Genomic DNA, 16,099 nt, shown 5'->3' with positions numbered 1-16,099 from the left:
GGCCCCCGATGACCCTTGATCCGACGCGGGCCGCCCCCCTGGCCCCGCTGGCCGAAGGCGCCGGTCCCCATGTCGTCGTGATCGGCGGCGGCGCCAGCGGCGTGCTGATGGCCATCCACCTGCTGGGCGACGCCCGAGGCGAGGCCCGGGTGACGATCGTCGAGGGGCGGCACATGCTGGGCTGCGGCATCGCCTATTCCACCGACGATCCCGACCATCTGCTGAACACCCGCGCCATCGGCATGAGCGCCTTTCCCGACCGGCCCGGCCATTTTTGCGACTGGCTGGCCGAACAGGGGATCTCCGCGGGGCCGCAGCCCGGCGACGGCTTCGTCAGCCGGTCCACCTATGGCGCCTACATGGCCAGCCTGATCGCCCCCTGGACGCGCGGCGACGGTTCCCGCCGCCTGCGCTGTCTGCGCGACATCTGCGTGGGCCTGGCCGAGGACGGAAGGGGGGTCGCGGCCCGCCTGTCCGACGGCGCCTTTATCCGCGCCGACATGGCGGTCCTGGCGACGGGCCACGCCCTGCCGGAGCCTGACCCCAGGGGGCTGGTGCGGGGATCCTGGGAACAAGGCGATCCGCCCGACCGGGACGAGCGCGTGGTGATCATTGGATCGGGCCTGTCGATGGTGGACCAGGTTCTCAGCCTGCTGCGGCGCGGCCATTGCGGCGGGATCCTGGTCGTCTCGCGCCGCGCGCAGCTGCCGCGCGTCCATGCCGCGATGCGTTCCCTTGCGGTCGCGGCCGGCGACATCCCCCTGGGCGCGCCGGTCAGCCGGCTGATGGCCTGGCTGCGCAGGGCCGCCCGCCAGGCCGAGGCGGCGGGCGGCAGCTGGCGCGACGCCATGGACGGGGTGCGTCCGCATGTCCGGGCGATCTGGCAGGCGCTGCCCCAGGGAGAGCGCGCCCGCTTCCTGCGCCATGCGGCCCCCTGGTGGGAGGTTCACCGCCACCGCCTGCCGCCCGAAAGCGCGGCTCCGATCCGCGCGGCGATGGCCGCCGGGCGGATGCGCCTTCTGGCCGCCGGATTCCAGGGGGCCGAACGCGATGCCGAAGGCCGGCTGCTGGCCGTGATCCGATGCCGCGGCAGCCGGGTCGAACAGCGCGTGACATGCGCGCGCATCATCGACTGCCGGGGCGTCCGGCGCGATCCCGAACGCAACGCGACGCCGGTTGTGGCAAGCCTGCTGCGCCATGGCCAGGCGCGCATCGACCCGCTGCGCCTCGGGCTGGACGTCACCCCGGACGCCGCCGTCATCGACGCGCAGGGCAGGCCCTCCAGCCGGATCTTCGCCGTCGGCCCCCCGTCCCGCGCGGCCTACTGGGAAATCACCGCCATTTCCGACATCCGGGACCAGACAACGGGGCTGGCGCGTCGGCTGATCGCCGCATCTGCCCTCATCCGACCCGACTGAACCGGCGCGGGCGGAACAAGGGCCAGGCATCGCGCCTCGCCGCCCGCCTCGGCGGTTGCGCAGGGCCAAAGGCGAGGCGGGCGCTGGCCATCGCCAGGCGCATGGCGGTCGGTCAGACCTGTTCCAGAAACCTGCGCAGCACTTGCAGCTTGGCGGCGGCCACGTCGACGATGCTGTCCGCCGACATCGCGTCGTCATTGGCCCAGATGCGGAAGGTGTCGGCCAGCGCGTGAGAGATCGCCTCGGCCAGCAGTTCGGCGTCGGGGCGCGCCTCCTCTCCGATCCGGGTCACGGCCAGATCCGCGATCTGGTCGCCAAGCCGTTTCAGCGATCCATAGAAGATCGGCAGCAGTTCCGGCGCCGTGTCCAGCAGCCGGTCGATCAGCTGCGAGGTGCCGCGGTTCAGGTCGCTGCCGTTCAGCAACCGCCGCAAGGCCTGCAACAGATCGGCCAGCAACGGCCCGGACGAGGCGCGGAACCAGGCCACCGTGTCCTCGTCGAAACAGGGCGCGGTGCCCACGATCGCCGCGTCCTTGTTCAGGTAATAGTTGAAAAAGGTCCGCTGGCTGATCCCGGCCTCGGCCGCGATCATCTCGGTCGTGACGGCGTCGTATCCGTGCCGCAGCGCCAGGGACAGCGCCGCCCGCTGGATCTCGCGCGAGGTCTGCACCCGTCTGCGATCACGAAGCGTTGACTTCAGGGCCATGTGGCGCCCTCCCCCGAATGTTCATGCAAGGCAAACATTGCACAGTATGCACGACTGTGCAACAAGGCGCGCAATCGCCGCCGTTCTTGTGCTCCATGTCGAAGGAATCATCCGATGTTCCGTATCCGCCCCCTTGTCTGCACGGCGCTGCTGGCGCTGTGCGGCCTCGCCCTGCCGGGCCATGCGCAGGATGGCCAGACGCCGCCCCCCAGGGTCGGCGTGGTGACGGTCCAGCCCGAGCCGGTGCCGCGCGTCGTGACGCTGCCCGGCCGGGCGGTGGCCCAGGCGGACGCCGCGATCCGGCCCCGGGTCGGCGGGCTGATCACCGAGGTTCTTTACCGGCCCGGCACCGCGCTGGAGGCGGGCGCGCCCATGTTCCGCATCGACCCGACCACCTACCGGGCGAACCTGTCCAGCGCCGAGGCGCAGGTGACATCGGCCCGCGCGGCGCTGACCCAGGCCGAAACCTCGTTCAGCCGGACCGAGCGGCTGCTGGGATCGGGCACCACGCAGGCGCAGGTCGATGAATCGCGCGCCACGCTGGAACAGGCGCAGGCTGCCTTGCAGGCCGCCGAGGCCGCGCGGACCCTGGCGCAGGCGGAACTGGACTGGACCACCGTCACCAGCCCCATCGACGGCATGGCCAGCGTGGCCCAGGTGTCGGTGGGCGATCTGGTCACGGCGAACCAGGCCGAGGCCCTGGCAACCGTCACCCGCCTGGACCCCATCGAGGTGGACATGTACGAACCCTCGGCCCGGATGCTGTCGCTGCGCGAGGACATCAGCGCGGGGCGGCTGCAACTAACCGAGAAGATCGAGGCGACGCTGACCCTCGAGACCGGCGAAACCTATGCCGCGACCGGGGAACTGGTCGCGCCGGGCTTCACCGTCTCGACCTCGACCGGAGCGGTGGACACGCGGTTCCGCTTTGACAACCCGCGCCGGCTGCTTCTGCCCGGCATGTTCCTGCGCGGCCAGATCAACCTGGGCACGACCGATGCCTTTCTGGTCACGCAGAACGCCGCGACGCGCGACAAGACGGGCCAGCTGTCCGCCTGGGTGGTCCGCGACGGCAAGGCCGCGCAGGTGGAACTGACCGACAACGGCACCTACCGGCACCACTGGATCGTGACCGAGGGGCTGGAGCCGGGCGACCTTCTGGCGGTGGACAACCTGTCCGCCTTGTCCGAGGGGGCCGCGGTGACGCCCGTGCCCGTCACTCTGGACGAAAACGGCGTGGTCCGGGAACCGGCGGCCGAAGCCCCGGCGCAAGCCCGGCCCGCCCCGGCGGCGGAGTGATCCCCCATGGCGCGCTTTTTCATCCACCGTCCCGTCTTCGCCTGGGTTCTGGCCTTCGTGACCATGCTGGTGGGCGCCCTTGGCCTGCAATCCCTGGCCATCGAGCAGTATCCCCAGATCGCCCCCACCACCGTGCGCATCGGCGCGACCTATACCGGCGCCTCGGCCGAGATCGTGGAAAACTCGGTCACCACCGTCATCGAGGACGCGATGACCGGGATCGACGGGCTGATCTACATGACCTCCGGCTCGACGCCCGGGTCGGCCTCGGTGTCGTTGACCTTTGACGACACGGTCGATCCCGACATCGCCCAGGTGCAGGTCCAGAACAAGCTGCAACTGGTCACGAGCCAGCTACCCGACATCGTGCAGCAGCAGGGGGTGAACGTCTCGCGCTCGACCTCCTCGATCCTGCTGGTGGGGGCGCTGACCAGCACCGACGGCAGCTATTCGTCCGTCCAGCTGGGCGACCTGGTGTCCCAGATGATCGAGGATCCGGTCAAGCGGACGCCCGGTGTGGGCTCGATCAACACCTTCGGGTCGGGCTATGCGATGCGCATCTGGCTGGATCCGATGAAGATGGCGCAGTATCAGGTGACGCCCGCCGACGTGACCGCCGCCGTGTCCGAACAGAACACCAACGTCACCGTGGGCGACCTGGGCGCCGAACCCTCTGCCGAGGGCCAGCGGCTGACCCTGACCCTGTCGGCGCAGTCCCAGTTCAGTTCCGCCGCCGAATTCGAACGCATCCTTCTGCGCGTGGATCCCGACGGATCGACCGTTTTCCTGGGCGACGTTGCCCGAGTCGAGATCGGCCAGGAAAGCTATGGCGGGGCCGCGCGCTACAACGGCAATCCGGCGGCGGGCTTCGGCGTGAACCTGGCGACCGGCGCCAATGCCGTGGACACCGCCCACGCCGTGCGCGAGGTGATCGCGGGCATCGCGCCGTCGCTGCCCGCGGGGGTCGAGGTCGTCTATCCCTACGACACCTCGCCCTTTGTCGAGGAATCGATCACCCAGGTGTATCACACCCTGGCTGAGGCCGTGGTGTTGGTCTTTCTGGTGATCCTGGCCTTTCTGCAAAGCTGGCGCGCGACGATCATTCCGGTGATCGCCATTCCGGTCGTGCTGCTGGGCACCTTCGGCGTGCTGGCGGTCGCGGGCTTTTCCATCAACACGCTGACCATGTTCGCGCTGGTGCTGGCCATCGGCCTGCTGGTCGACGACGCCATCGTTGTGGTCGAAAACGTCGAGCGCGTGATGGAGGAGGAAGGCCTCGGCCCGGTCGAGGCCACGCAGAAAAGCATGGACGAGATCACCTCGGCCCTGGTCGGCATCGTCATGGTGCTGTCGGCGGTGTTTCTGCCCATGGCCTTCATGGGGGGCGCGACGGGGGTGATCTATCGCCAGTTCTCGCTGACGATCATCACCGCCATGGTGCTGTCGCTGGGCGTGGCCGTGATCCTGACCCCCGCCATGTGCGCCAGCCTTCTGCGCCCGCGCAAGCACGGCGGCGGGATCGCGCCCGCGCGATGGTTCAACCGCAACCTGGACCGCGCGACCAACGGCTATGGCGCGGCCGTGGCCCGGCTGGTGCGACGCCCCTTCCGCATGCTGGTCGTGCTGGCCGTTATCGGCTTCGGGGTCGCGGCGCTTTACCAGAAGCTGCCCGGATCCTTCCTGCCCGACGAGGATCAGGGCGTGATGATGGTGATGATCGAGACGCCCGACGGATCGACCACCGCCCAGACCCGGGCCCTGGTCGAAAAGGTCGAGGACTATCTGCGGGTCCAGGAAGCCGACACGGTGGAATCGACCTTCTCGGTCCTGGGCTTCAGCTTCGGGGGCTCGGGCCAGAACAACGCCATGCTGTTTGCCAAGCTGCGCGACTACGAGGACCGGCCCGGCCTCGACGTGGCCTCGCTGGTATCGCGCGCGAACGGGTATTTCTTCATGAACAACCGCGCGGGGCAGGCCTATTTCCTGCAACCCCCCTCGATCCCCGGCATGGGCGCGTCCTCGGGCTTTTCGATGTATCTGGTGGACCAGTCGGGACGGGGGCAGGAGGAACTTTCCGCCGCCGCCGACCGGCTGGTCGCCGCCGCGCAAGACGACGGCCGCGTCACCAACCTGCGCGGCAACGAGGCCCCGTTCGAGACATCCCTGCGGCTGGACATCGACCAGCAGAAGGCGGCCGCCTTCGGCCTGTCGATTTCCGAGGTGAACGCCATGCTGTCGGTGATCTTCTCGGGGCGCGAGGTGAACGACTTCGCCCTGGGCACCGAACTGCGCCCCGTGATCGTCCAGGGCGAGGCCTATGCCCGGTCCCAACCCGAGGACATCGACCGCTGGTTCGCCCGCAACGCGGACGGCGACATGGTGAACTTCGGCGCCTTCACGACCCGGGCCTGGGACCAGGAGCCGCAGGCCCTGGCGCGCTATGGCGGCACGCGGGCGCTGGAACTGTCGGGCGCTGCGGCGCAGGGCCTGTCCTCGGGCGCGGCGATGACGGCGATGGAGGAGATGGTGGCCGACATGCCGGGCGGTTACGGCACCGCCTGGACGGGCCTGTCCTATCAGGAGCGGCTGTCGGGCAACCAGGCGCCGGTGCTGTTCGCGCTGTCGGCCCTGGTCGTCTTTCTGGCCCTGGCCGCGCTTTACGAAAGCTGGACGGTGCCGCTGGCGGTGATGCTGACCGTGCCCGTCGGCGTCCTGGGCGCGCTGGCCGCGGCGCTGTTCTTCGACCAGACCAACGATGTCTACTTCAAGGTGGGCTTGCTGACGACCATCGGCCTTGCCGCGCGCAACGCCATCCTGATCGTGGAATTCGCGCAATCGCTGGTGGCCCAGGGCCGCCCGCTGATGGAGGCCGCCATCGAGGCGTCCAAGATGCGGCTGCGCCCGATCCTGATGACCACCTTCGCCTTCATGCTGGGGGTGCTGCCGTTGGCGATCGCGTCCGGCGCGGGGGCGGGGGCGCAGAACTCGATCGGGATCGGGGTTCTGGGGGGCATGGCGTCGTCCGCCGTGATCGGGATCTTTCTGGTGCCGGTCTTCTATGTGGCCGTTCTGAAGGCGGTCGAGCTTGTGACAAGACGAAAAGGAAAACCCGCATGAGAACGGGACTGCATCGCCGCGCGCTGCTGGGATCTGCCTTAGCCCTCGGGGCCTGCGCGGCGGTCGGGCCGGACCCGGCCGACCTGCCGACCCCCGCCGTTCCTGCCGGTTTCGCGGAAGGCGACGGCGCCCCGACCCCCGCGCAGGCGGCGTTCTGGTCGGGCTACAACGACGCCATGCTGAACCGGCTGGTCGGGCAGGGCCTGGGCCAAAGCTTCGACATCATGGCCGCCAACGAACGCATCCGCGCGGCTCAGGCGGATCTGGCGGGCGCGGGCGTGCTGGCCTCGCAGGTGGGCGGGACAACCACGGCAGGACGCGAGCGCGCGGGCGGCGACGGCCTTGCCGCCGCGACCGCCAACACCGCCACCCTGTCGGCCAGCTTCGTTTTCGACCTGTTCGGCGGCGCCCGCCGCGCCCGCGAAGGGGCCCGGGCCGATCTGCAATCGGCCCGGGCCGATGCGCAGACGGTGCGGCTTGCCTGGCTGGCCGAGGTGATCGCCGCCTATGCCGATGCGCGCTTCTTCCAGCAGGCGCTGGCCCTGACGCGCGACACGATCCGCACCCGCGAAGAAACCCTGGATGTGACCCGCAACAGCCGGTCGGTGGGCATCGCCACCGAATACGACGTGGCCCAGACCGAGGCGCTGCTGCAAACCGCCCGCGCCGACCTGCCGAACTACGAGGCGCAGTTCAACGCCCAGGTTTACCGCCTGTCCACGTTGCTGAACGTGCAGGCCGCGCCGCTGATGGCGCGGATGCGGGGCGGGTCGGCGCCCCTGCGCACGCCGCCCGGCCCGGGCACCGGCGTTCCCGCCGACCTTTTGCGGTCCCGCCCCGACATCCGCGTGGCGCAGGCCGATTACGCGGCGGCGCTGGCCGCCGTGGGCGTCGCGACCGCCGACCTGTTGCCCGCGATCCAGTTGACCGGGACCGTCAGCGACACGCGCGGCGCGGCCAGCTGGGGATTCGGCCCGGGCCTGTCGTTGCCGGTCCTGAACCAGGGCGCCTTGCAGGCCACCCGCGCCCGCCGCCTGTCCGAGGCGCGCGGGGCCGAGATCGCCTGGAAATCCGCCATCGCCGCGGCGGTCGAGGACGTGCAGACGGCGCAGTCCAACCTGCGCCGCTATCGCCAGCGCGCCGCCACGCTGGACGGGGCGGCGGCGTCATATGACCGCGCCTATGCCCTGGCCCGGCAGAACTTCGAGGCGGGCGCCCTGGCCCTGGTCGATCTGCTCGAGGCGGATCGGTCCCGTGCTTCCGCCCGCCTGGCTGCGGCGCAGGCGCGGAATGCGGCCGCCAAGGAATGGGCGACCTTGCAGATCGCCACCGGGGCGGGGTCGCGGCAGGGCGCTCTGGACGCCTGACGGGCAAGGGCCGCCGCTTTCGCCGCGCCATCGCCGGTTGCACCGGACGGGTTTCAAAGGCCCGGCCGCGCCCGCCTCGACACCGGCGGGCGCTGGCTCCGTCACGCCACCCCCGTCAGACCACCCGCGTCACCAGCGGCGTCAGTCCCGCGATCTCGACCGCGACCTCCTGGCCCCGCGACACCGCGCCCACCCCCGCCGGAGTGCCGGTGAAGATCAGATCCCCCGCCTCCAGCCGCACCGATCGCGACAGATGGGCGATCACGTCCGCCACCGGCCAGATCATCCGCGACAGATCCGATTCCTGCCGCACGGCGCCGTCGACCGTCAGCGCGATCCGCCCGCTGTTCAGCGCCCCGGTCTTCGCGGCCGGATGCAGCAGCCCGCAAGCCGCCGACAGGTCGAACCCCTTGGCCAGATCCCACGGCCGCCCGGCTTTTTTCGCCGCCGCCTGCATGTCGCGGCGGGTGAAATCGTTGCCCGCCGCATAGCCCCAGATGAGCCCCGGCGCATCGGCGGGGTCGATGCCCGCACCGCCGCCGCCAAGCGCCACGACCAGCTCGGCCTCGAAATGCAGGTCGGCGGTCTGCGGCGGATAGGGCAGGTCGGCCCCATCGGTCAGCAGCGTGTCCGCGGGCTTGGAAAAGAAGAACGGCGGCTCCCGGTCGGGATCGTGGCCCATCTCGCGGGCGTGTTCGGCATAGTTGCGGCCCACGCAATAGATCCGGCGCACCGGAAAGCGGCCGCCGCCCGCCACGGGAACCGAGGAAACGGCGGCGGGGGGGATCACGAAGTCGGGCATGGCATCTTCCGGTTGTTCCGCCGGGCAGACTGTTCGGCCCGCCCGTTCCCGTCAAGGCCAGTTGCGCCCCTGGGACAAGGGTTCCAGCACAACCACCGTGGGCCGGTCAGGCAGCCCGCGCAGGGACGCCAGGTATTCGCTGCCGCCCGGACGCCGGATGTCGAACTGGCCCGACATGCCGGTCAGAAAGGCCTCCAGCCGGGCGGGGCCGAACCAGTGCATGGGGATCACGACGGAACTGTTCAAGCGGCTGACCACCCGCATCATCGCCGCCTGTTCCATCGTATAGCTGCCGTCCACCGGCACCAGCAGCACGTCCACCCGGCCCAGGGCCGCATATTGCTCGTCGGTCGGCTCGTGATGGAGATGGCCCAGATGGCCGATGCAAAGGCCCCCCGCCTCGAAGACGAAGATGGAATTGCCGTTCTCCTCGACCGTGCCCCAGGACCGGATGTCGGTCGGCACGTTGCGGATCAGCGTGTCGCCCAGGGTCAGGTAATGGTCGGCGGCGATGCCGAACCGGTCGGACCAGCCGCGCAGCACATGCGGGATGCCCTCGACCGCGTCGGTCCAATGGGACGAATGGGCGTGGTTCATCGTCACCGCGTCCGGGGCGGGGGCGCCGGCGGGCAGGCCGCCGTTGTAATCGGTGACGATGTCGAGTCCCCCTTCCGTCTGGATCAGGAACATCGAGTGGCCCAGATAGGACAGCCGGACCGAGCGTTCCGGCACCGGGTCGGACCAGGCGGCCTGCCGGACCCGTTCCGGCCCGCCCGCGATGGCGATGCAGTGGCTGGGCCGCCGTTCCTGCGCCTGGACGGCCAAGGGCACGGTCAGAAGCAGGGCAAGGATCGCAAGGCGCATGGCATCCTCCGTGGCGTGACGGGGAAAGGCTAGCGCGGATCGGCCGGGCGCCCAAAGCCGCAACGTCCCGCGCGGCTCACAACCGCGTGACAGGGCTGTCGCTGGCGCGCCGGCGGCCCGATGATGCCTGCAAGATCATCGGAAAGGACGCCCATGTTCATCGCCATGAACCGCTTCACCGTGCCCGTCGAGAATGCCGCCGAGTTCGAGGCCCTGTGGCTGTCCCGCGACAGCAAGCTGGACGAGCTTCCGGGCTTTGTCGAATTCCACATGCTGAAAGGCCCCGAGGAGGACGGACGCCGCCTTTACGCCTCGCACACCGTCTGGGAGAGCGAGGAGCATTTCCGCGGCTGGACCCGCAGCCAGCAGTTCCGCGACGCCCATGCCCGCGCGGGCGAAACGAAGAAGCTGTACGAGGGCGGCCCCCGCTTCGAGGGGTTCACGGCGATCCAGCGGATCGGCCGGGCGGGATAAAAGGCCTCCGGGGCGGGACAGGGAAACGGATGCGTTTCGCCCGCCCGCGTGACCGGGTTCCGTTGAAAACGGCGCCGTTCAGGCCGACTGCCGCCAAGGGGGCGCGGGCGCCGGCCGGACCTTCGCGGCCCGGCGGTTCGGATGCCCAGGTCACGCGGCGGCGAAGGCGATGGCCTTCGGCGGCACGGCGGTCAGGCGTGGTCAGAAGCCCTTGTGGGTCTTCAGGAACTCCTCCTCGTCGGGAGTGTTCGGGCGGTCCAGGATCGCGTTGCGGTGCGGAAAGCGGCCGAATTTCTCGATGATGTCGCGGTGCTGGACGGCATAGTCCAGATAGCCCGGATCGCCCAGGGCCTCGAACAGCTCGACCGAGCGGGTCTGGTCGGGCAGATCCTCGCTGTGTTCGAAGGGCAGATAGAGAAACACCCGCCGCTTGGCGTCGATCTGCTGGTCGAAGCCCGCGTCCACGGCGGCGCGGGCGTGTTCCAGCGCAAGCTCGTCCGATTCGAAGGCGCGGGGCGTGCCGCGGAAGATGTTGCGCGGAACCTGGTCCAGCAGGATCGCCAGGGCCAGCGCGCCTTCGGGCGTTTCGGCCCAGCGGTCCAGGTCGCGGTGATGCGCGGCCCGGTAGGTGTCGGCGAAGCCGTCGCGGATGCGGGCGTCGATGGCGTCCGACTTGGCGAACCAGTGCGGCTCCATGTCGGGGGAAAACCAGAATTCCAGCACGTCGGGGGCGGTCTTGATCGTCATGGGTCAGCTCCTTTCCGGCAGCGGGATATGCTCGGCGCGGTCCGTGGGCGGCAGGTCGAACAGGCCCTGGCCCCAGCGTTCCGCCCGCCATTGGCGTTTCGCCTCCTCGATCCGCTCGCGCGAGGACGCCACGAAGTTCCACCAGATATGGCGCGGCCCGTCCAGCGTTTCCCCGCCAAGCGCCATCAGCCGCGCCCCCCGGTCGCCCGCCTGCACGGTGATCGGATCGGCGGGGCGGAACACCATCATCCGCCCGGCCTCGAATTCCTGCCCCGCGATTCGGATGGAGCCTTCCGTGACATAGATGCCGCGATCCTCGTGATCCCTGGGCAGGGGAAAGCGGGCGCGGGGCTCCAGCGCCACGTCCAGGTAGAAGGTGTCGGAATAAAGCCGCGCGGGCGCGGTCTCGCCATAGGCGCGGCCCAGGATCAGCCGCGCCTCGACGCCCGCGCCGCGGATCACCGGCAGGGCCTCGCGCCCGTGATGCTCGAACACCGGCTCCATGTCTTCCTGCGCTTCGGGCAGGGCGATCCAGGTCTGGATGCCGAACAGGCCGTGCGGCCCGCCGCGGTCGGTGGCCGCGGTGCGTTCGGAATGGGTGACGCCCTTGCCCGCCACCATCCAGTTCAGCGCGCCGGGGGCGATCACCTGGTCGGCGCCGGTGCTGTCGCGGTGGTGGAAATGGCCGCGATACAGATAGGTCACCGTGCCAAGCCCGATATGGGGATGGGGGCGCACGTCGATGCCCCGGCCCGTCAGGAACTCGGCCGGGCCCATCTGGTCGAAGAAGATGAACGGCCCGACCATCTGCCGCCGGGGCGCGGGCAGCGCGCGGCGGACCTCGAACCCGCCCAGGTCGCGGGCGCGCGGGATGATCAGCGTTTCGATGGCGTCCGGGCCTGCCGCGTCGGGGCAGCCGGGGGCCAGGGCGGGGTTCCAGCTCATGGCATGTCCTCCTTGGGCTGCCCCCAAGATAGGTCCGCGCGTCGCGAACCGCCAAGCGCGGAAACGTTCGCGCCCGACGAACGCCGGGTTTTCGCCGGCACCGATGGCGCGCGGCGCGCCGGAACCGCATCTTCGGCGCGGATGTTTTTGGGGCAGAGGTGCGCGATGACCAGCGGAATTCATCATGTGACGGCGATCACCCGCGACGTGCAGGCGAATGTCGATTTCTGGATGGGCTTTCTGGGCCTGTCGCTTGTCAAGCAGACGGCGGGCTTCGAGGATGCCGCGCAGCTGCACCTGTTCTACGGCGATCCGGCGGGCGCCCCCGGAACGCTTGTCAGCTTTCTGGTCTGGCAGGACGGCGCGCCGGGCCGCGTGGGGCACGGCCGCGTGGCCGAGATCGCGCTGGCGGTTCCCCGCGCGCGCATCGGCGACTGGCTGACCCGCGCCATGCAGCTCGGGCTGCGCATCGAAGGCCCGACGCGCGAATGGGGAGAGCCGGTGCTGCGCCTGAAGGATCCCGACGGCATCATCGTCAAGCTGGCGGGCGCGGACATCGCCGACACCGGCTGGCCCGCCGCGCCCGCCCGGATCGGCGCGGTGACGATCTGGTCGGCGGTGCCCGAACAGACCGCCGCCTTTCTGCGCCCCTTGGGCTATCGCGACGGCGCGACCGAGGGCGGGCTGACGCGTCTGGTTTCGGATACCGACGCCATCGACATCCGCGATGCCTCGGGCTTCGTTTCCGGCATTCCCGGCACCGGCGTGATCGACCATGTCGCCCTGCGGGTGCCCGACCTTGCCGCCTTGCAGGCCCGCCACGATGCCTTGAAAACGCGCAACGCGGGCGAGGTGAGGGTGCATGACCGCCTTTATTTCGCCTCGCTTTACGTCCGCGAGCCGGGGGATGCGCTGGTCGAGCTTGCCACCGACGGTCCGGGCATGGCGGCGGACGAGGAGGCGGGTAATCTGGGCCGGACCCTGATGATTCCCCCGCATGTCGCCGACAACGGCGACCTGCGGCTGCGCTTGCCGCAATTCGCCCGGCCGGACGAGGAAAGGACACGGATGAGAAAGCTTCCCTTCGTTCACCGGCTTCGCCAGCCCGACCGTCCCGACGGCTCGGCGGTGGTGCTGCTGCACGGATCGGGCGGAAACGAGACGGACCTGATGCCGCTGGCCCACCGGATCGCGCCCCGTGCCACGCTTCTGGGCGTGCGCGGCCGCTCGACCGAGGAAGGCGCCCCGCGCTTTTTCCGCCGCCTCTCGATGACCAGCTTCGACCAGGACGACATCCGAAACGAGGCCGACGCCTTTGCCGCCTTCTGGAAGGGCGCGGTCGCGGCCTATGGCCTGGATCCCGCGCGGATCACGGTGATGGGCTATTCCAACGGCGCGAACTTCGCGGCCGCCGTGATGGGCCTGCATCCCGGGCTGATCCGGCGCGCGATCCTGATGCGGGCGATGGCGGCGCTGGAGGATCTGCCGCAGGCCGATCTGGCGGGCGTGTCGGCGCTGACCCTGACCGGAGCGCGCGATCCATATGGCCCCCACGCGCCGCGCTTGAACGAATGGCTGGCCGCTCAAGGCGCGGCCCTGGACGCCCGCGTCGTGCAGGCCGGGCACGACATCGTGGCCGACGACCTGACCGCCGCCGCGGAATGGATGCAAGGAGTGACCAATGCCTGACCTGACCATCACCAAGGAGGAGATCGACGCCCGCCATGGCCGCTATGTCGCCCGCATGGCCGGGATCGACGCCGAGGCCGAACTGACCTTCACCCGCCGCGGTCCCGACCGGATCAGCGCCGACCATACCGGCGCGCCCGAAGGGTTGCGCGGCACCGGCGCTGCGGGTGCGTTGGTCGCGGCGATGGTGGCGGATGCCCGCAAGCAGGGCTTTCGGATCGTGCCGCTGTGTCCCTATGTGCTGTCGCGCTATGCCAAGCACCCGGATTGGGCGGATGCCTTCGCCACCGCGCCGGGAGAGCGCGTCGGCCCGTAGGGCGCGGTTCCACCCGCCTTTCACCGGGGCGGGGGCGGAACCTCGGCCTGGACGAAGCGGAACGGGGTTCCCCAGGGGTCGGCAACCGTTTCGCCCGCGCGGCGGGGATCGTGGATCACGACCTCGGCCAGGCCCGCCGTTGCGGGACCGCGCATCCCGGCGCCCAGGCTGTTCCAGGTATTGCCCGCAAGGTGGTGGTGATAGCCGTTCCAGCCGTACCAGGCCCCGCCCGCCGCGTCGAAGGTCCGCGCCAGGCCCAAATCGCCCGCGAAGAATTCGTCCGCCCGGTCAAGATCGCCGACCTGAAGGTGGACATGGCCCACGGTGCTGCCCTCGGGCGCGCCCCGCCAGGCGCCATCCGCCGCCGATAGCAGGCTGTCCAGATCCAGGCGGCGGGTGAACATGGCGATGCGGCCGCCGTCGCGGCTCCAGTCCGATTCGGGGCGGTCGCGATAGATCTCGATGCCGTTGCCCTCGGGGTCTTCCAGATACAGCGCCTCGCTGACGCCGTGGTCGCTGGCCCCCGACAGGCGGATGCCGTTGTCGGCCGCATGACGCAGCCAGCGGGCAAGGGCCGCGCGGTCGGGCAAAAGGAAAGCCGTGTGGAACAGTCCCGCCTGGCGGGGATCGCGGGGCCGGGCGGCGGGATCGCGGCGCAGTTCCAGCAGGGTGCGGCTGCCCGCGCCAAGCCGTGCGGTTCCGCCATCGCCGCCCAGCGGGGCCAGGCCAAGCGCGTCGCGGTAAAAACCCGCCATGCCGGGCAGGTCGCGCACGGTCAGGACCACATGGTCGATGGCGGGGGTCACGGCCGGTCCTTTCGCAATCCGGCCGCAAAGCCCGCGACGAACTCGGCAAGCTGCCCGCGGGTCTTGTCGTCGGTCAGGGTGCCGTCCGCGTCGAACAGCCCGCCGGCGCGGGACACCATCAGGCGGCCGTCCCACCAGGGCCGGGTGCGCAGGGTGCGCAGCACGGGCCACCAATGCGTCTGCGCCTGCGTGGTTCCGAACCCCCCGGGCGAGGCGCCGATGACCGCCACGGGCTTGCCTGCGAAAAGCCGCAGCCCCTCGCCCCGGGACATCCAGTCGATGGCGTTCTTGAAGACGCCCGGGATCCCGTTGTTGTATTCCGGCGTGACCAGCAACAGCCCGTCGGCCTCGGCCAGGTGCGCGTTGAGGGCGGCGACCGCGGGCGGCATGCCATGGGCGGCTTCCTCGTCGCCGTTGTAAAGCGGCACGGCGGAAATGTCGCCGACGACGATCCGCACGCCTTCGGGCGCCACGTCCCGCGCGGCCCTCAGCAGGCCGCTGTTGAACGAGGCGCGGCGCAAGCTGCCCGACAGGCCGAGGATGGTGGTCATGCGTGGTCTCCTGTGACAAGGCCGGGGGCAGGGTGCGCCCGGCGCAGGGTTCAGTCCAGCGGTTTCAGCCCGGCCTCGATGGCGGCGCGGCGGCCTTCCAGGAAGGGCGGCAGGGACAGGCCTTGGCCCATGCTGTCGCGCGGTTCGTCCACGTCGAAGCCGGGACCGTCGGTCGCCAGTTCGAACAGGATGCCGCCCGGTTCGCGGAAATAAAGCGAGCGGAAGTAGAACCGCTCGACCTCGCCCGAGTTCGGAACGCGGAAGTCGCGCAGCCGCGCCGTCCATTCGGTCAGCGCGCCCGTGTCGGGAACGCGAAAGGCGACGTGGTGGACACCGCCCGCGCCCTGGCGCGCCACGGGCAGGCCGGGCTGGACCGCCACATGCAGTTCCGCCGCCGCCCCGCCCGGACTCATCTGGAAGACGTGGACCTGCCCCTCGTTATCCGGGTCGGGATAGTCGCGGACGCGGGTCATGTTCATCACCTCTGTCAGCACGGCCTCGGTCGGGGCCAGGTCGGGAACCGAGATGGTGATTGGGCCCAGGCCCTGGATCCGGTGCTGCGCGGGCACCGGGCTCTGGTTCCAGGGCTGCCCCGCCGGGTCGGGGGCGCCGACAAGGCGCAGGCGCTGGCCTTCGGGATCTTCCACGTCCAGGCTGGCGCGGCCGTCGAGCGTCGCGACCCTGCCGGTCGGAACGCCCCGGCCGGACAGGCGCGCGGCCCACCAGTCGAGGCTGCTTTCGGCCACCCGCAGCCCGGTGCGGCTGATCGAACGGGTGCCGCGCCGTTCGCGGGCCGCCGGCCAGTCGAAGAAGGTGATGTCCGTGCCGGGCGTGCCCGCGCCGTCGGCGAAGAACAGGTGATAGGCCGAGGTGTCGTCCTGGTTCACCGTCTTCTTGACCCGGCGCAGCCCGAGCGTGTCGGTATAGAAGCGGTTGTTGCCCGCCGCGTCCGCCGTGATCGCGGTCAGGTGGTGGATGCCGGTCAGTTGCATGATGCG

The 16,099-nt window shown here is 70.4% G+C and carries 15 protein-coding genes; 7 read left to right on the top strand and 8 right to left on the bottom strand.

Annotation, left to right across the window (positions count from 1 at the left end; genetic code table 11):
• Nucleotides 1–8: 8 nt before the first annotated feature.
• A complete protein-coding gene (locus ACFOM8_RS04685; RefSeq protein ID WP_377759758.1) occupies nucleotides 9–1,418 on the top strand; it encodes an FAD/NAD(P)-binding protein in 1,410 nt (469 codons plus the stop codon).
• Between the two features lie 112 nt (nucleotides 1,419–1,530).
• Here the strand turns inward: ACFOM8_RS04685 and ACFOM8_RS04680 are convergent, their stop codons facing one another.
• On the bottom strand, nucleotides 1,531–2,124 hold the full coding sequence (locus tag ACFOM8_RS04680) for a TetR/AcrR family transcriptional regulator (RefSeq protein WP_377759756.1): 594 nt from the start codon (nucleotides 2,122–2,124) through the stop codon (nucleotides 1,531–1,533).
• 114 nt (nucleotides 2,125–2,238) lie between these two features.
• Between ACFOM8_RS04680 and ACFOM8_RS04675 the strand changes: the two genes are divergently transcribed.
• Genes ACFOM8_RS04675 through ACFOM8_RS04665 form a run of 3 tightly spaced genes read left to right on the top strand, consistent with a single transcriptional unit; the run spans nucleotide 2,239 to nucleotide 7,907 of the window.
• Nucleotides 2,239–3,423: an efflux RND transporter periplasmic adaptor subunit gene (locus tag ACFOM8_RS04675; protein WP_377759754.1), complete on the top strand. Its 1,185-nt coding sequence runs from the start codon at nucleotides 2,239–2,241 to the stop codon at nucleotides 3,421–3,423.
• A 6-nt stretch (nucleotides 3,424–3,429) separates the two neighbouring features.
• Entirely contained in the window at nucleotides 3,430–6,540 is a 3,111-nt protein-coding gene (locus ACFOM8_RS04670; RefSeq protein WP_377759753.1) for an efflux RND transporter permease subunit, read from the top strand.
• Complete coding sequence (locus ACFOM8_RS04665; protein WP_377759751.1) at nucleotides 6,537–7,907, top strand: efflux transporter outer membrane subunit; 1,371 nt, start codon at nucleotides 6,537–6,539, stop codon at nucleotides 7,905–7,907. The genes ACFOM8_RS04670 and ACFOM8_RS04665 overlap by 4 nt, the downstream gene beginning before the upstream one ends.
• Before the next feature lie 115 nt (nucleotides 7,908–8,022).
• Here ACFOM8_RS04665 and ACFOM8_RS04660 read toward each other — a convergent pair whose 3' ends face one another.
• Both ACFOM8_RS04660 and ACFOM8_RS04655 read right to left on the bottom strand, forming a co-directional pair.
• Complete coding sequence (locus ACFOM8_RS04660) at nucleotides 8,023–8,709, bottom strand: fumarylacetoacetate hydrolase family protein (RefSeq protein ID WP_377759749.1); 687 nt, start codon at nucleotides 8,707–8,709, stop codon at nucleotides 8,023–8,025.
• A 51-nt stretch (nucleotides 8,710–8,760) separates the two neighbouring features.
• Nucleotides 8,761–9,573 (bottom strand): MBL fold metallo-hydrolase, encoded by an 813-nt coding sequence (locus ACFOM8_RS04655; protein WP_377759747.1) that lies wholly within the window; start codon nucleotides 9,571–9,573, stop codon nucleotides 8,761–8,763.
• Nucleotides 9,574–9,726: 153 nt separating this feature from the next.
• Here ACFOM8_RS04655 and ACFOM8_RS04650 point away from each other — a divergent pair, with 153 nt between their 5' ends.
• Nucleotides 9,727–10,047: an antibiotic biosynthesis monooxygenase family protein gene (locus tag ACFOM8_RS04650; protein ID WP_377759745.1), complete on the top strand. Its 321-nt coding sequence runs from the start codon at nucleotides 9,727–9,729 to the stop codon at nucleotides 10,045–10,047.
• Nucleotides 10,048–10,248: 201 nt separating this feature from the next.
• Here ACFOM8_RS04650 and ACFOM8_RS04645 read toward each other — a convergent pair whose 3' ends face one another.
• Nucleotides 10,249–10,794, bottom strand: coding sequence for a DUF924 family protein (locus ACFOM8_RS04645; RefSeq protein ID WP_377759743.1), 546 nt, complete (start codon nucleotides 10,792–10,794; stop codon nucleotides 10,249–10,251).
• 3 nt (nucleotides 10,795–10,797) lie between these two features.
• A complete protein-coding gene (locus ACFOM8_RS04640; RefSeq protein WP_377759741.1) occupies nucleotides 10,798–11,739 on the bottom strand; it encodes a pirin family protein in 942 nt (313 codons plus the stop codon).
• 165 nt (nucleotides 11,740–11,904) lie between these two features.
• Here ACFOM8_RS04640 and ACFOM8_RS04635 point away from each other — a divergent pair, with 165 nt between their 5' ends.
• Both ACFOM8_RS04635 and ACFOM8_RS04630 read left to right on the top strand, forming a co-directional pair.
• Nucleotides 11,905–13,428, top strand: a complete 1,524-nt coding sequence (locus ACFOM8_RS04635) for a VOC family protein (RefSeq protein WP_377759739.1) — start codon at nucleotides 11,905–11,907, stop codon at nucleotides 13,426–13,428.
• Nucleotides 13,421–13,744 carry a GNAT family N-acetyltransferase gene (locus ACFOM8_RS04630; protein WP_377759737.1) on the top strand — a complete coding sequence of 108 codons (324 nt, stop codon included), beginning with the start codon at nucleotides 13,421–13,423 and terminating at the stop codon, nucleotides 13,742–13,744. Before ACFOM8_RS04635 ends, ACFOM8_RS04630 begins: the two co-directional genes overlap by 8 nt.
• Before the next feature lie 20 nt (nucleotides 13,745–13,764).
• On the opposite strand, the gene ACFOM8_RS04625 is transcribed toward ACFOM8_RS04630, so the two are convergent.
• Genes ACFOM8_RS04625 through ACFOM8_RS04615 form a run of 3 tightly spaced genes read right to left on the bottom strand, consistent with a single transcriptional unit; the run spans nucleotide 13,765 to nucleotide 16,093 of the window.
• Nucleotides 13,765–14,550, bottom strand: a complete 786-nt coding sequence (locus ACFOM8_RS04625; protein WP_377759735.1) for a VOC family protein — start codon at nucleotides 14,548–14,550, stop codon at nucleotides 13,765–13,767.
• On the bottom strand, nucleotides 14,547–15,101 hold the full coding sequence (locus tag ACFOM8_RS04620; RefSeq protein ID WP_377759733.1) for an NADPH-dependent FMN reductase: 555 nt from the start codon (nucleotides 15,099–15,101) through the stop codon (nucleotides 14,547–14,549). The genes ACFOM8_RS04625 and ACFOM8_RS04620 overlap by 4 nt, the downstream gene beginning before the upstream one ends.
• A gap of 50 nt (nucleotides 15,102–15,151) precedes the next feature.
• A complete protein-coding gene (locus ACFOM8_RS04615) occupies nucleotides 15,152–16,093 on the bottom strand; it encodes a ring-cleaving dioxygenase (protein ID WP_377759732.1) in 942 nt (313 codons plus the stop codon).
• Between the last annotated feature and the right edge of the window lie 6 nt (nucleotides 16,094–16,099).

It is taken from the genome of Paracoccus angustae, from assembly GCF_042648745.1.
GTDB lineage: Bacteria > Pseudomonadota > Alphaproteobacteria > Rhodobacterales > Rhodobacteraceae > Paracoccus > Paracoccus angustae.
Note: the sequence above shows the minus strand (reverse complement) of the source record. Positions and strands in the feature narration are given on the sequence as shown.

What these genes read in the sequence shown, in the direction of transcription:
- ACFOM8_RS04685 (WP_377759758.1), top strand. Translation starts at nt 9, where the DNA reads ATGACCCTTGATCCGACGCGGGCCGCCCCCCTGGCCCCGCTGGCCGAA.
- ACFOM8_RS04680 (WP_377759756.1), bottom strand. Translation starts at nt 2,124, where the DNA reads ATGGCCCTGAAGTCAACGCTTCGTGATCGCAGACGGGTGCAGACCTCG.
- ACFOM8_RS04675 (WP_377759754.1), top strand. Translation starts at nt 2,239, where the DNA reads ATGTTCCGTATCCGCCCCCTTGTCTGCACGGCGCTGCTGGCGCTGTGC.
- ACFOM8_RS04670 (WP_377759753.1), top strand. Translation starts at nt 3,430, where the DNA reads ATGGCGCGCTTTTTCATCCACCGTCCCGTCTTCGCCTGGGTTCTGGCC.
- ACFOM8_RS04665 (WP_377759751.1), top strand. Translation starts at nt 6,537, where the DNA reads ATGAGAACGGGACTGCATCGCCGCGCGCTGCTGGGATCTGCCTTAGCC.
- ACFOM8_RS04660 (WP_377759749.1), bottom strand. Translation starts at nt 8,709, where the DNA reads ATGCCCGACTTCGTGATCCCCCCCGCCGCCGTTTCCTCGGTTCCCGTG.
- ACFOM8_RS04655 (WP_377759747.1), bottom strand. Translation starts at nt 9,573, where the DNA reads ATGCGCCTTGCGATCCTTGCCCTGCTTCTGACCGTGCCCTTGGCCGTC.
- ACFOM8_RS04650 (WP_377759745.1), top strand. Translation starts at nt 9,727, where the DNA reads ATGTTCATCGCCATGAACCGCTTCACCGTGCCCGTCGAGAATGCCGCC.
- ACFOM8_RS04645 (WP_377759743.1), bottom strand. Translation starts at nt 10,794, where the DNA reads ATGACGATCAAGACCGCCCCCGACGTGCTGGAATTCTGGTTTTCCCCC.
- ACFOM8_RS04640 (WP_377759741.1), bottom strand. Translation starts at nt 11,739, where the DNA reads ATGAGCTGGAACCCCGCCCTGGCCCCCGGCTGCCCCGACGCGGCAGGC.
- ACFOM8_RS04635 (WP_377759739.1), top strand. Translation starts at nt 11,905, where the DNA reads ATGACCAGCGGAATTCATCATGTGACGGCGATCACCCGCGACGTGCAG.
- ACFOM8_RS04630 (WP_377759737.1), top strand. Translation starts at nt 13,421, where the DNA reads ATGCCTGACCTGACCATCACCAAGGAGGAGATCGACGCCCGCCATGGC.
- ACFOM8_RS04620 (WP_377759733.1), bottom strand. Translation starts at nt 15,101, where the DNA reads ATGACCACCATCCTCGGCCTGTCGGGCAGCTTGCGCCGCGCCTCGTTC.
- ACFOM8_RS04615 (WP_377759732.1), bottom strand. Translation starts at nt 16,093, where the DNA reads ATGCAACTGACCGGCATCCACCACCTGACCGCGATCACGGCGGACGCG.